Source organism: Novipirellula methanifontis (assembly GCF_052161655.1).
In the GTDB taxonomy this organism is placed as follows: domain Bacteria; phylum Planctomycetota; class Planctomycetia; order Pirellulales; family Pirellulaceae; genus Novipirellula.
This window is the reverse complement of sequence record NZ_CP197418.1, coordinates 3,473,173-3,487,575: the sequence shown is the minus strand read 5'-3', so window position 1 is coordinate 3,487,575 and position 14,403 is coordinate 3,473,173. Positions and strand designations below refer to the sequence as shown.

Annotated in this window: 8 protein-coding genes; 6 read left to right on the top strand and 2 right to left on the bottom strand. The window is 53.7% G+C overall.

The window, feature by feature from the left end:
• The first annotated feature begins 3 nt into the window (after window positions 1–3).
• Together SH528x_RS12455 and SH528x_RS12450 are read left to right on the top strand one after the other, a co-directional pair.
• Window positions 4–1,911, top strand: coding sequence for an autotransporter outer membrane beta-barrel domain-containing protein (locus SH528x_RS12455; RefSeq protein ID WP_442510844.1), 1,908 nt, complete (start codon window positions 4–6; stop codon window positions 1,909–1,911).
• A 219-nt stretch (window positions 1,912–2,130) separates the two neighbouring features.
• Window positions 2,131–3,780, top strand: coding sequence for a prenyltransferase/squalene oxidase repeat-containing protein (locus SH528x_RS12450; RefSeq protein WP_442510843.1), 1,650 nt, complete (start codon window positions 2,131–2,133; stop codon window positions 3,778–3,780).
• An 84-nt stretch (window positions 3,781–3,864) separates the two neighbouring features.
• On the opposite strand, the gene SH528x_RS12445 is transcribed toward SH528x_RS12450, so the two are convergent.
• Complete coding sequence (locus SH528x_RS12445) at window positions 3,865–5,739, bottom strand: polymorphic toxin-type HINT domain-containing protein (protein WP_442510842.1); 1,875 nt, start codon at window positions 5,737–5,739, stop codon at window positions 3,865–3,867.
• Between the two features lie 46 nt (window positions 5,740–5,785).
• On the opposite strand from SH528x_RS12445, the gene SH528x_RS12440 reads away from it, so the two are divergent.
• Window positions 5,786–7,123 (top strand): tetratricopeptide repeat protein, encoded by a 1,338-nt coding sequence (locus SH528x_RS12440; RefSeq protein WP_442510841.1) that lies wholly within the window; start codon window positions 5,786–5,788, stop codon window positions 7,121–7,123.
• A gap of 855 nt (window positions 7,124–7,978) precedes the next feature.
• Here the strand turns inward: SH528x_RS12440 and SH528x_RS12435 are convergent.
• A complete protein-coding gene (locus SH528x_RS12435) occupies window positions 7,979–8,968 on the bottom strand; it encodes a hypothetical protein (RefSeq protein ID WP_442510840.1) in 990 nt (329 codons plus the stop codon).
• Window positions 8,969–9,223: 255 nt separating this feature from the next.
• Between SH528x_RS12435 and pepF the strand changes: the two genes are divergently transcribed.
• The 3 genes from pepF to SH528x_RS12420 all read left to right on the top strand — a co-directional run bounded on the left by pepF (window position 9,224) and on the right by SH528x_RS12420 (window position 14,242).
• Window positions 9,224–11,023, top strand: coding sequence for an oligoendopeptidase F (pepF, locus tag SH528x_RS12430; RefSeq protein WP_442510839.1), 1,800 nt, complete (start codon window positions 9,224–9,226; stop codon window positions 11,021–11,023).
• Between the two features lie 81 nt (window positions 11,024–11,104).
• Window positions 11,105–12,685: an MBL fold metallo-hydrolase gene (locus SH528x_RS12425; protein WP_442510838.1), complete on the top strand. Its 1,581-nt coding sequence runs from the start codon at window positions 11,105–11,107 to the stop codon at window positions 12,683–12,685.
• A gap of 33 nt (window positions 12,686–12,718) precedes the next feature.
• Window positions 12,719–14,242: a YihY/virulence factor BrkB family protein gene (locus tag SH528x_RS12420; protein WP_442510837.1), complete on the top strand. Its 1,524-nt coding sequence runs from the start codon at window positions 12,719–12,721 to the stop codon at window positions 14,240–14,242.
• The last annotated feature ends 161 nt before the right edge of the window (window positions 14,243–14,403 follow it).

The following is a 14,403-nucleotide window of genomic DNA, read 5'->3' as shown; positions in this document are numbered from 1 at the left end:
CCCATGTCCAAATTAGCTCGCCGAAACAAACGTCACGTGTTGCTAGCACTTCTAGGCATTTCTCTGTTTGCCAGTCATGCCAGCGCAGTCGATATTTCTGTCACGACCAATGCGGACTCTGGACCGGGTTCGCTACGCGAGGCGATCACGAATGCGGCATCGGGCGACCGAATCGTTTTCAATACCCCGGGATCGACCACGATACAATTGTTAAGCGACTTGCCAGCCATCCCCGGCGCCGTCTCATTTGGCGTTGGCACGGGAACCACCGTGGCAATTGATCGAAACGGGAACGGCCCGATCACTTTTAATGGCAATTCAGTCGACCCGACCAAGCTGACTATCAATACCGGAGGCGTTGCGTCTGCGGACACCGACTTAGACGCTTCGCTGACAACCAGGGTTTTTGGTGCTGGTGATGTCAACGGCAACTTACTTGTAGCGGGAACGTTGGCGCCTGGAGCCACGTCAACGGCGGGTACCATTGGCACCTTTAATGTCATTGGCAACTTGGACGTATCCAACGCTCGCGTCCTAGTGGATATTGCCGACGACGGCGCAACGAATCCAAACGATGTCATTGATGTCACTGGCACGGCAACGATCACGGACGCAACATTGGTTCCTAGTTTTATTGGGAGCCAGTACAAGGCTGATCAAAAATTCGTCGTTTTTGATTCGACGAATCCTCTTGTCGGATCGTTTTCGAATGAAGCAAGTGTGTACGCACTACCAAATCGGCCTTTCTTAGAAGCCGCCATGGATACGTCGCTGGCGTCGAATCAATTTGGTTTCGTCATCCAAGACAATGGCAACTCGTTCACAACCGTGGTCACCGGAAGCAACCAAACTGCCGCCGCCGGTCTGTTGGACACACTGCGTGGCGGAACCCCGCCCGCTGCCGTCACTACCTTGAGAGACAGCTCTGGCGATCAGGTCGCCTTGGCTGTGAACCAGCTATCCGGTTCGATTTATCCCTCTTTGATCGGAGCGGAAATCAACCACATCCAAAACAATCTCGAATCGGTTCGCGACCGTGTAGTGATGCAAACGGATTTAGATCGCAGCCAGTGCCTGCTAACTCCGTGGGTCCGCGCCTACGGCGTCTCGGGCGAAGTCGATCGAGATGATCGGCAAACCACAGGATACCGACACGAGATCGGTGGCCTGGAATTGGGCTGTGGCGTGGCCAGTGCCAACGGTTTGTCGTTTCACACCTTCACTCATCTCGCCACCGGAAACCTAGATACGTTTGACGTCGACCAACATGCCGATATCGATTCCTATCGACTCGGAGCTTCGGTCGAGTACATCGCTCAACGGGTCTATGTCGTTGCTGCTGGTGGTGCCGGCATCCAAGACTATGAAGTCCGTCGATCGCTATCTGCGTTGGATGGATCCGACTTTGCCGAGAGTAACTTTGATGGCTCGGCACAATTTGGTTACGTTGAACTTGGCACACTCTTTTCGAAACACTCCATACTTTGGAGTCCCTATGTCGCACTACACTCGACACGCGTCGAACTCGATCCGATCACCGAAACGGGCGATGACAACTTCGCACTGACCAACCTTGGCAGTGCTGGCGATTCACTTCGCAGCGTGCTGGGGCTCTCGTTGAACCAATCTGCGCCCACGCCGCTTGGCGTCGCCACCACTCGGATTCGTTTTGGATGGATGCACGAGTACCTGGACGAATCGACAACTTTTCACTCGCAAGTTGCAGCGGCTGACACAGCCGACGGATTGTTAGACCGAGGCGTCATGCCAGGCGACGATTGGGCCATATTTCGAGCCCAGGTGGATATGGGCGTCTTGCTCGGGGGACAGTTCACGGTGGCCTACCAAGGCCAAGCCAACAGCGATTCTTCGTTCAATTCGCTACTGGCGGGAACACGCTGGATTTTCTAGAGCCCCTGTTCTTTGCTAGGAAAAAGAGAGAAAAACTCCAAAAATCAGCCTACTGGCGCGGAGTTTCTGGAATCCCATTGAGCGTAAAACATGATACGATAAATGAGCGACAGCACTGGCACATCGAAACAACCGTGACGGTCGCGTTTGCAAATCGACCTTGATAACAAGGGCTGATTGCTAGGCCATTAAGAAACGTTGTCAACGAGAGCCGTTTTGATGCCCACTTCTTCAAACTCAATGGTGCTTCCCTATCCCGTGCCACCTCGTGCGAGGAAATCACCCCCACGATGGCGTGGCGAGCCAGCGGAAACTAACAGCGACCGCTCGCGATCTTGGTTTCAAAATTCGAAACCACCGCTCGCCGCTGCCCAGGATGAAACGACGGAGCCAAGTCTCAACCCTTATTCGTTTCAGCAAATCAAGGATCGTGTTTTAAACGCGCCGCCTTGGCTGCTTAGCACGATCTTTCACCTCATCCTGCTGCTGGTCCTGGCGTTTATCACGATTTCACCGGAAACCATTAACGGAATCCTGCTGACAATCAATCCAGCCTCGGCGGAGACGAAGCCCGAACTTGTCGAGTTTTCGGTTGAGCCGATTGAATTGCCTAAGATTGCTCCTGTTGAGTCTGCCAGCGACCATGGTCTCGAATCCCTCGCTGAAGTGGCACCGATAGTGAGCCAGATCACGATGGTTCAGCCGATTGAGTTTGGTTCAAAGCTGCCACAGATCGATCCGTTCACGCAGCTACCGAAAACGTCGGGTGCATCGATTGGCGCCGTCATGGTGGCCAATGAAACCCCATCGATGTTCGCCGGCCGGACGGGAAAAACAAAAAAAGAACTGTTGGCCAAATACGGAGGCACCCAAGCCACCGAGGACGCCGTCGATCTTGGATTGGCGTGGCTAAAACGTCAACAACGCACCAATGGAAGTTGGAGCATGCGGGGCCCTTACCGAGACGGCAGCCTGATGGAGAACGAGACCGCCGCCACCGCGATGGCCATGATCGCGTTTATGGGTGCGGGCAATACCCACCGCAGCGGTCCCTATGCGCACGAAGTATTCAAGGCGGTTCACTGGTTAATCGATCAACAAAATCGAGTCGGCTTCATGGCCGAGCGGGCCAACGATCACGAGAAAATGTATGCTCAAGGCTTGGCAACCATCGCGTTGTGTGAACTCTACGCCATGACTCGTGAATACTGGCTCAGGCAGCCCGCACAACTGGCGTGCGACTTTGCCGTCGATGCACAATCGCCTCAGGGCGGATGGCGTTACCAACCCAAATTTGATTCCGACACCTCCGTCACAGGCTGGTTTGTGATGGGGCTGAAAAGCGGCGAGGCCGCCGGATTGAATGTCGAACGCTATGTCTTTATGAATGTCGAAAAGTACTTGGACACTGTTGGCGGAGGCTACGACGAAGGGTATGCGTACCAGGTGGGCGAAGAGGCCACACGCTCGATGACGGCCGAGGCCTTGTTATGTCGGCAATATTTGGGATGGCAGCGAAATCGCCCTGAGATGACACACGGACTTGGATCGTTTGTTGCCAAGGATCCAATCGACCGTCGTGACTCGGACGTCTATTACTGGTACTACGCCACGCAGACACTGCACCACTACGGCGGTCCATTGTGGGAGAAATGGAACGAGAAAATGCGAGTCGAACTGCCGGCAATGCAGGAGAAAAATGGAGCCGAACAAGGAAGTTGGTCTCCCATGAATGACGCATGGGGAACCTACGGAGGGCGCCTTTACACCACCTGTTTCTCACTCTACTCGCTCGAGGTTTATTACCGGCACATGCCGCTGTACGCTAGCCAAGCCCCCAAAGTGGCGGCAGAAGAGGATGACAAGTAGCGAATTTCACGTATGCCCGTTGGCATCCTCTCGGCAAGCGACCGAAACTCTTGGCGAGTTTCGCTACCTAACGATACCCTGCAACTATTTTCGCTTATTCGATGCAAGCGATGCCACTGGCAATCCAGGAACCACTTTCAACGTGGGGCTCAACTCCGTAGCATCGTTAGAAAGAAGACGCTCTGGACCGACAAAGTAAGTGTGATTGTCTGCCACGATTAAGTTGAATGTCTTAACCGGCTCGGCAACCTGCTCAATCGACTGGATCCTGCTGGCGCCGGTCGCGTGATGCAACATCATCCCCACTTCGAGTTCTTTGGTTCGCAGCCATCCTTCCCCCGCAACCCACCAATAGTGGCCAAGTGTCGCTTGGATCTCACCGCCAGCAGTTGAAAAACGCAAGGTTTTAGCCGGAGGCCGCTGAGTAGCTTGAAGCACTGGTTTCAATGACAACTCGCCTGTTTCAACATCTTGAGACAGCACCAAATCTCCCGTGCGAATCGACTCAACAGGTTTCGGCCCGCATTCGGTTTGCACCTGAGTGCCCGCGATTAGACATTCGCAAGTTCGAAGCGCCACCATCCGCGAAAACTGCACCGCGTAAATTGTATTCCTCCGATCCTGGTCGTAACTGACGTCATATCGTTTGTTCTCCGCGCCGTAATCCATCGCTTCGTTGTAGCGATCCCACCAATCCCACCATGCGACAGCGTTTCGTTCAACCTCCTCACCCGAAACAGATTGAAGCACATCGTAAATTCGCGTTTCACCACGTACCCTTGCCCTATTCTCTTCATCCGTCTCACTACGCATCTGTTCGGATTGCCGCTCGATATCTCGTCTCAAAGCCCGACTGGCGACTGCGTTTTTCCCGATATTCAAATCAACAATCGAGATCCGAGCGTTGGTTCGCAACGCGTTGGCTTGAGAGCGTGGGTCGGTGATGACCACTCGCTTATTCGCTTGAACCACATTATCAACAATGGAAACTTGCTCAACATCCTGAAGCTCGCGAGATTTCACAATCCGCAGCACTTCGTCGCCATTGGGACGTGTGAAAACTTGATGCCGCAGCAAAACATCACCCGAGAGTGACTCAAGTAACCTAGGAACATAAAACGCCATCCGATATTCCTTGAGTCCGGCAACCGCTGCCTGGCCGCTTTTTGACGCCGGATCCTTGACCGCGATTTCCGTCAAAGCGTTACAAGCTTCTCGGCTGCGTACATTTCTGATTGCTTCAACAAACGGAAATGCCAAGTCGTCGGGAAGCTGAAACGCAGCGAGCTTTAATGCATAGACAGCAGAGGGATCCTCGAGCTGCCGCAATGCTTCAAGAGTTTTCAGCTTGTCCTTCGTGTCCGATCCCGAAATGGAAGCTGCCCATTTCTTCATTTTCGGCAGCCAAACCTTGGCTTGCTTCGCGAGTTCCTTCGATTGTTGTTTCGCATCACGAATTTCGTCTTTCGACAACCACTGGCCATTCACTAGTTCCTGCCCCAACTTCACTCGCGCTACTCGATCGTCAGGATTGAGCGCTATCACTCCTTGCCAATGTGCCCTCGCCTGTGGGTCCAATTGATTTGCTTCCGCCCAGCGGGCCAAGCGGCGATGTGCCTCAATATCAAGTTCTCCTTCACCTCGCTCATCTACGTATTGCTTTAAACGAGGTGTCAACCGCTCGGCACTCAGTTGATCAAGTCCCACCCACTGGCCATCGACAAATACCTGCCCCGCGTGCCAGCGGGCTAAATCAGGCTTATTCGACGACTCAACGAGAGTCGTCCGATCCGTCAATTCTCCCCTTGCCTCGGCTTCGAGGGCCGCCTTCACCGGATCACTCGAAGATTCGAGTTCGGCTGCTCGTGCAGGACTGATGAGAAAAACGCCGCAAACCAGCAATCCAAAACGCAACGCAAATTGTTTGACGCTTGCATAACGCATCGTTACCGTAACCATAGTTAGATGCCTCTATTTCGACAAAAGTGACATGGGGAGCCTATTGATGGCAAAACTCGACCTTTACCCAATCATAAGGGATTGCACCCGAGGCGGCAATCGAATTTCCGCTTGCTTTCGAACTGAATTAATTGTCCTGTTGGTCATTTGTGCCGGTGTTTCCCCCAATACTAGCCACGCCCAACCACCGGTCGAAAACGACGGGAAAATTGATGCGTTGCAAGTGATTCATCGAGAGCTTCATCAACACCAGCAACGCAAACCAGTGCTCACCCAGGAATTACAGCGAATTCAGGCTACGCTAAAAGAAACCGAACGCGATATGCAATCAGTCCGTGAAGAGGCACTAAAGAAACAAATCAGCTGGCAATTATTGCAAATGGAAGAAGCAGAAGGGCTAGAGGACCTCCAGGCAAACGACATCACCTTTATTGACATTCGAAACAGATTTATTGACGACCGGCGTGCCAGAACCGTAAATCAAGCAGAACCTAGAGATCGACTTAAACTACTGAACCAACAATTCATTCAGAACGACCAATTCACGACTGCATCCTCCCTCTCTCAACTCGATGCTGCGTCTCAGCGAATCATTCAACGTCGACAGAAGGCTTTCCAGGACGGTGCAAAGTGGCAGCATGACGTCATGCTCTGGCGACAACAGGGGCCCATGTTTTTTGAACGCTATTGGCGTTTCACCGACCCTAGTCGTATCTGGACTCGCAGCGAATGCGAGTCCCTGCTCTCCACGTTCCAAACCGATGCCATCGATGACTATCCGGCCATCATCGCTCAAGCGCTACTGCACGAACGGTTGGGCTATCACAACGACGCTCTCGAAAAACTGAATCAAGTCATTCAAGCAAACACGCCGCTGCATTTCACTGCAATCGCCGCCCGCAGCACCGTCTATACATCGTTGGGTGATCTACGAAAAGCCAAGATGGATATGTTAGCGGCCTACAAAGCGGAACGAGCCAACCCTTACATCCGCTACCTGCGAGCACGACAACTCGCGACCGAGGAGAATTTGAGCGACGCTGAAAGCGAATTACTGGGACTACTGAATACGCCCGAGTTGGAATTGGACGCTCGACGTTTATTGGCCGTGATCTATTCCCTACGCGCGCAGAAAATTCCACGCCTCGCTTCGAAAGCCAAAGAACAAGCGATGTTGGTGAGCGAATTCAGCGACAAATCAGATTGGTTTGCTCAATTATTGATGGCGATGGCCTCGAGCGTCTCGGACGAACCGAATTTTGCTGCACTTTATGCAGACAAATCAGTCTGGCTTGCCTCGGAAGATCAAAAGCAACTTGCCGAAAAAATGGCCGCGCAGATTAAATCCAATGCTCCGATGCAATGGAATTTCCAGCGTCGATAGCCATTGCCGTTTCAATGTCGGCCGCGATTATGAGCCGAACACGCTAGCGTCGGGCTGACGCTCAGTAAAACGTTAGCAAATCGAAGCCGGCAACTAGCGCTGGACTGTTAAAATTTTGGTGTTGTCGTGATTTTTTGGTTGCGCTGGTTTCCTGCCACCTCTCCACCAACTTCGTTGGGGGAGAGGTCGAACGGAGCCTTCAGCGACGTTCGGGTGAGGGGGCTGACCGAGCAATCCACTCGCCGACGATGACGCCGTTTGCACCGGAATTACTCGGATGAGAGCGCGGTCGCCCCCTCACCCGAGCAACGCCTAAAGGGCGTGCTCGACCTCTCCCCCGACTTCGGAGGTCGTGCAGCTTTTTATTTCGTTGTGAATCGAGTCCTTTGACGTGCTTCACCTCCCCGAAACTTGTTTTGGGGAGGTCAGAACGAGCGGAGCAAGTTCTGGGTGGGGCATCGAAGTGTTAGAGATGACAATGTGCAAGCTCAACATCACCGAACTCAAGTTAGCCGTTTGGGCCAACGCTGTGAAGCATTTAGAGAGGGCAAATTACGGCATCTGCGTTCCGTAGCTCCGCTCGCCAGAGCGTGGAGGGTTGCCGTCCAATACGAATCACCACCTTCTGGCGAAGGTAGCTACGAGAAAATGCTTCACAGCGTTCCGTTTGGGCACTAGCCCCGGTTGGATGATGGCGAAACCGTGGCTAGCGCCAAAACGGCTAACTAAATCAGCAGTCTCAAAGTTGCAGGGGAGAGGTAACGCTAATATTGCTCAACCGAGATTTTAAGCAGCCCAGGCGTTGCTACGAAATACACACGATTCGATAGCCCAAGACTAACGCGTCGGGTCTTGCTAGAAAAACATGCCGCCGGACTTGGGGCCGACCTTGAGCGAATCGAAAAACGTACTTTGCTCTTCCGATTCAGCCGCTCGGTCGATCGACATCTGTGTTTCGACGTCCGCTCCCATGCTGGCAGGTTGGCTGCCGATCAAGATATAACGTTCGTCAACCACATAGGCCTCGATCATCATGTCGGGCAGCATCGAAGACACCGAGACTCGGCCTTTGATCCCTTGGTAACCATTGCGTTCGGTGGGGGTGCCGCCCAACACGTCGCCGGCGACAAATCGCATTGCCTTCTTTCGCATCTGTTCGTTGTCGAGTGCCATCTTGCCATTGTCCATCGCACCAAAGAAAAAGATCGATCCGGTTTTTGAACTTTGGACCACCTTCGACTCCATCGCTCCCGGCGGCATCTCACGATAGAGATCGCCATTGGGCATGTAGACCGCACACCCCTCGAACTCGACGACTTCGTAACCTGGCGGAACATTTTTCTTTAGTTCGGTTGCCGCGTCGACCGCATTGGCGGATGCGTCGCCACCACCCCCGCCTCCGAACATCATCGAGACGAGAAAGAACATCACTACAAAACCGACCAACCCTGAAACAACACCAGCAATGAGTTTCACCGGCAACGGTTTGCCTTTCCCCGCCGGTTTACTGGGCGCTCCGGCAGCCGCAGCAGCAACGGGCGCATTGCCGTCTTCCTCTTGCCCCGCCAACGGATCGCCAGGGATCGGGCCTTCGTACACCGTCGCGGCGGCGCTGACCGGAAAACTGGAGACAGACGATGCTGGTTTTGCACTGGGAAAATTGATTTGCCCAAAATCAAAGTCATTGTCATCAGGTGTTAGCGAACGTGATGGAGCCGCCGCGGCAGCCGTGGGGCTTCCGACAGGAACGATCGCACCGCAGCGCGGACATTTTACTTTGCCGCCGGCGGGCGCTTTCTGAAGCTTGATGCCGGCTTGGCATCCAGGGCATTTGACGGTCAACATGATAAAATGATTCGATTTTTCAAGCTTGATAACGGTTCAGACGCGGCAAACGGCCGCTCATTCCTAGCTTAACATCTTGGGATGACGACGTGTTTCCGCTTGAGTAGCGAATGGGCTGGAAATTTGCTCATCGTTGCGGGGCATTTTAATCGCGTCGGATTCGTTACAATACCGCCGCGGGCTGTCAGGAGACGCCGCACCTATTTCCACTTTCGATGCTCTACGCTTCTCTTGCTGCCAAGGACGATTTTTTCGATGACCACTGCCACTTTGCCCGCTCGCAATGAAGTCAAACCCGCTGATTGCTGGGATCTTTCGAGTCTCTGCCAGGACGACGCTTCTTGGGAAGCGGAATACAAGAAGCTTGACGAGCAAATCCCCACGTACGAAACCTATCGAGGGCGGCTGGGGCAGTCAGCGGACATACTTGCCGAAGCATTGACGTTCGACAGCCAATTTGATCGTCTCGCCGAGCGTGTGGGCACATATGCGTTTTTGAAGACCACCGAAGATCAAGGCAACAGTGATTCGCAAGCGATGAAGCTGCGTTTTCAAAACTTGGCAGTCCGCGCGGGCCAAGCAGCAAGCTATATGCGGCCCGAACTGTTGTCGATCGAAGAAGCACGGATGAGCGAGCTTGCTGCGGACGAAAAGCTGGCGCCGTTTCGATTGCAGCTCGAGCGTTTGCTGCGTTACCGGCCGCACACGCTGACCGATAACGAAGAACGGCTGCTGGCGATGCAAGGCGAAATGGCGTCGGCCGCCGGCAACGCGTTTCGGCAACTGAATGATGCTGATTTGCGTTTTGGTGAAATCGAAGACCACGAGGGACGTAAAGTTGAGCTTTCGCACGCGACGTTTGGGCAAATGTTGATCAGCCCCGATCGCAAGGTTCGTCGCAAAGCGTTTCACCAATACTACGAACAATTCTCGAACCACGAGAACACTTTGGCGGCCACACTCGGTGGCAGCATCCAGCGAGACGTCTATTACGCTCGCGCCAAGAATTACGAAAGCAGCCTGCAAGCGGCACTGTTCCCCGACAACGTGCCCGTCGATGTGTACGACAATTTGATTAGTGCTGTGCGAGAATCGCTGCCCAACGTGCACCACTATCTCGATGTGCGTCGCCGCAAAATGGGCATCGACAAAATCCATCATTACGACACCTATGTGCCGATCTTGAGCGGTGTCAAAAAACACCACACCTGGGACGAAGCGGTCAACGTGATTCTCGAATCGCTCGCCCCGCTGGGCAGCGAATACATCGGCGTGCTCGAAGCAGGACTACGAGGGCGATGGTCCGATCGCTATCCCAACCGTGGAAAGCAAAGCGGTGCATTTTCGTGCGGCACGTTTGACGGCGATCCCTTCATCTTGATGAATTTCAAAGAAGAAGTGCTCAACGATGTGTTCACGTTGACGCACGAGGCCGGACACTCGATGCACAGCTGGCACTCGGCACGCAGTCAACCGTTTGAGTACTACAACTACACGATCTTTGTCGCCGAAGTCGCCAGTACGTTTAACGAGCAATTGTTGACCGATTACTTGTTAAAAAACGCGTCGGACGACAGCGAACGCGCCTACCTGATCAACAACGAATTGGACGGCATCCGAGCGACCGTGGTGCGGCAAACGATGTTTGCCGAGTTCGAAAAGATCACTCACGAAATGGCCGAAGCGGGTAAACCATTGACCGTGGCCGCGTTCCGCGAGGTCTATCGTGAATTGCTGACCGCGTACTTTGGTCCCGAGTTTGTCATCGACGACGAACTGGAACGCGAATGTTTCCGAATCCCTCACTTTTACCGTGCGTTTTACGTATACAAATACGCTACGGGGTTGAGTGCAGCCGTGGCACTTTCACGCCGGGTACTCGAAGGCGGCAAGCAAGAGCTTGACGATTATCTACGCTTCTTATCGGGTGGATGCAGCAAAGATCCGCTCGATTTGTTGCGTGACGCCGGAGTCGATATGACCAAGCCAGAACCGGTTGCAACGACACTCGAACGTTTCCGGACTTTGACCGAAGAGCTTGATCAACTGATCTAGCGGCAATGGATCTAGCGGCAATGGATCTAACGGCAGCTCCCTTTTCAACTTACTTGCTTTTCAACTCAGTGGACTCGCGTTATGGCCAATTTGACGTTTTGTGGCGCTGCCGGCACGGTTACGGGATCTTGTTCGTTAGTCGAAAGCGAAGGCAAGAAATTCTTAGTGGACTGTGGTTTGTTTCAAGGAACGAAAACGACACAGAGCTTGAACTACAAGCCGTTTCCATTTGATGCGACGAAGATCGAGTTTCTGCTTTTGACTCACGCTCACATCGACCATTCGGGGTTGCTACCGAAGTTGGTGCGAGCAGGATTTCGCGGCAAGATTTACGCAACCGATGCCACTTGCGACTTGCTGGAGTTCATGCTGCGTGATTCCGCGTATATCCAAGAATCCAACGCCGAACGCTTGAACGCCAAACGCGAGCAGAAGGGCGAAGATTTGATCGAGGCGATCTACACGATGGAGGATGCCGAGCAAACGCTGCGGCAACTCGAGCGAGTGGAATACGAGCAGTGGTTCAGCCCAAGCGATGGGATTCGCGGGCGTTTGTGGAACGCCGGCCACTTGCTGGGTTCAGCATCGGTCGAAGTCCAACTCGACGAATCAGGCGATACGATTCGCGTGTTGTTCTCAGGCGATCTCGGTCCCGATGAAAAGGCGTTTCACCTCGCTCCGGACGCCCCTGCCGGGTACGACTATGTCATCTGCGAAAGCACCTACGGCAATCGGGATCGCGAAGATTACACGCTGGAAAAACGCCGTGAAATGCTGCGAGAGGAATTAACCCTCGGGCTCAAACGTGGTGGCAATGTTGTGATCCCCTCGTTTGCGGTCGAGCGGAGCCAAGAATTATTGCATGACATCGGCGTATTGATTTCGAGCGGCGAGATCCCTGAGGCTGATGTTTATCTTGATTCGCCGCTGGCGAGAAAAGTCACCGAAGTGTTCATCGATCATGCAAATGAACTCGATGACATCGAAACGGATGCGGCAAGTATCTTTCGGCATCGACGTTTCCATCTCGTCCAAAGTGTCGAGGAAAGCAAGGCGGTCAATCGAATCAAACGCGGTGCAATCATCATTTCGGCGAGCGGGATGTGCAACGCAGGCCGGATCAAGCATCACTTGAAAAGCAACATCTGGCGGCGTGAGTCGACGGTGTTGTTTGTCGGTTACCAGTCGCCTGGCACACTGGGACACATTATCACCAGCGGCGCAAAACGAGTACGCATCTATGGAAAAGAGTACAAGGTCGAGGCGGCGATTCGTCGCATTGGCAATTATTCTGCACATGCTGACCAAGGCGAGTTGCTCGACTGGGTGAAAGAGCGAGGCCCTGTTTTGGGTGCGTTGTTCCTGAACCACGGCGAAGACGAAGCACGCGAGGTGATGCGTGAAATGTTGCACGAGCAAGGCATCGATCGCGACAAGATTTTCATGCCGCAATTCGATGAAACCTTTGAGTTGAAGGCGCATCAATGCCCCGTGCTGGTGTCACATCCCAAGCCACGATTGGATGAGTCGCAAATGGTCCGCGACTGGCACAATGACTACGCCTCGTTCATGATCAGTTTGGGCGATAAGCTTGGCACGCTTCAGGATGGTCACAAGAAGGCCGATCTGATACATCGATTGTCGGCAACGTTGGAGCAATAGACGTGGTTCGTTTTGCGACACGGACGGAGTCTTATGCGAAGCCTGTTTAAGTATATCGTCGATGCGGTGCGACAGCCTCGTGAAGAGCTGACACGGCAACAGGAATCGGTGCGGTATGCCTGTGACTTGACCGCTCATTGCTGGCGGCAATTGGTCCACCACCGTGCCGAAGGCATGGCCGCGGAATTAACGTATCGCACCATTTTCTCGCTGATCCCCGTCGTCGTGCTGGGATTGGTGATGTTTCGTATTGTCGGCGGACTCGAAGAGGTTCAGCAAAAAGTCGAAGACCAGGTCTATTCGTTTTTTGGTGTTCCGTACATCCCGGATGACTATTTCGAAAGCGTAAGCGAAAGCGATCAAGAACTCGAGTTGCCGATTGGCTGGGATGCGGGCGACGGCCAAACCGATTTCACCCTTTCGCCGCCATCAATGGCACAACCCGAAGGGACGGTCGTTCAGGAGACGACCGATTCCGTGACTCGCGGAAACGAAGACGAGGATCCCAGTACCGACGCCGAGTCGCGTCGTCAAGCACGTGCAGGGATTCGCAAGGCGCTGCACGAAGCAACCGCCAAAATCGCCGAGCTCGACTTTGCTTCCCTCGGCGTGATTGGATTGGTGTTGTTTATCTACGCCGCGATCGCGCTGGCCAATGCCACCGAATCGATTTTCAATTTGATCTTCGAAGCCTCGACCCACCGGCCGATCCATATCCGCGTCGCCATTCATTGGTCGATTATCACGCTGGGCAGCGGGCTGTTGGCGATCAGTTTGTATTTGTCGGGCCAAGCCGTGGATTGGTTTGGAACGCACGGGGCGAACCAGACGCTGGTGTTGATCGCATCCCATGGTTTGTCGCTGATCGCGAGCTGGGCGCTGCTTTTCCTGTTGTACGCGTTGATGCCCAACACGCATGTGTCCGTTCGAGCGGCAGCAATCGGTTCGTTTGTGGGGGCTTTGTTGTGGCAGGCGGCCAAAACGGGATTTCAATTTTATGTTGCCACGGCACTGCCCTATGCCGCGTTGTACGCATCACTGGGGTTGATCCCGTTGTTCTTGTTTTGGATCTACGTGACCTGGCTGATTTTCTTGTTCGGTTTGATTCTGACACGAACGCTACAGATGATGCGAGGTCGACGTTCGGCTAGGTGGATCGATGCTGATGATGAAATCACATTGCATGGAGACCCCGATTGGATGTTGCCAATCATGGTGGAAGTCGCCGAAGCATTTCGACTGGGAAAGACTCTCGATTTCCAACAGCTCTCGACGCGACTCGGCTTGAATGGAAACCACGCTCGTGAGATGGCAGAACGACTCGTCGATGCAAAATTGCTCCGGCGTGTCACACAAGGCAACGACGACGACGAGGATGATTCGTTGACGTTGTCGCGACCGGCCGACAAAATCGAAATTAAAGACATCTTGACGCTCGCCCACCAATCCCGGTCGGTTAGCCGTCATCGAGCCTGGGTGGCGTTGTCGGAAACAATGCAGAAACAGCGAGATGCGGTGACCGGCAAAACGTTGGCGTCGTTGATGGCCGAAGGTTGACATTGTGGGGCGAATGGGCCGTGATTCAGCAAGCTTTTCCCCGAAACGACTGCACTCGGCGCTCCCATTACTTGCATAGGACGTGGGACGCCTTATGATCAAGGGACAATCAGACTCGTACTGCTAGTTATTCGTCTCTCCCTCCCCATGTTGTGAGCGTC

Coding starts and splice junctions, on each gene's coding strand:
- SH528x_RS12445 (WP_442510842.1), bottom strand. CDS start 5,739: ATGGTTACGGTAACGATGCGTTATGCAAGCGTCAAACAATTTGCGTTG.
- SH528x_RS12420 (WP_442510837.1), top strand. CDS start 12,719: ATGCGAAGCCTGTTTAAGTATATCGTCGATGCGGTGCGACAGCCTCGT.
- SH528x_RS12425 (WP_442510838.1), top strand. CDS start 11,105: ATGGCCAATTTGACGTTTTGTGGCGCTGCCGGCACGGTTACGGGATCT.
- SH528x_RS12435 (WP_442510840.1), bottom strand. CDS start 8,968: ATGTTGACCGTCAAATGCCCTGGATGCCAAGCCGGCATCAAGCTTCAG.
- SH528x_RS12440 (WP_442510841.1), top strand. CDS start 5,786: ATGGCAAAACTCGACCTTTACCCAATCATAAGGGATTGCACCCGAGGC.
- SH528x_RS12450 (WP_442510843.1), top strand. CDS start 2,131: ATGCCCACTTCTTCAAACTCAATGGTGCTTCCCTATCCCGTGCCACCT.
- SH528x_RS12455 (WP_442510844.1), top strand. CDS start 4: ATGTCCAAATTAGCTCGCCGAAACAAACGTCACGTGTTGCTAGCACTT.
- pepF (WP_442510839.1), top strand. CDS start 9,224: ATGACCACTGCCACTTTGCCCGCTCGCAATGAAGTCAAACCCGCTGAT.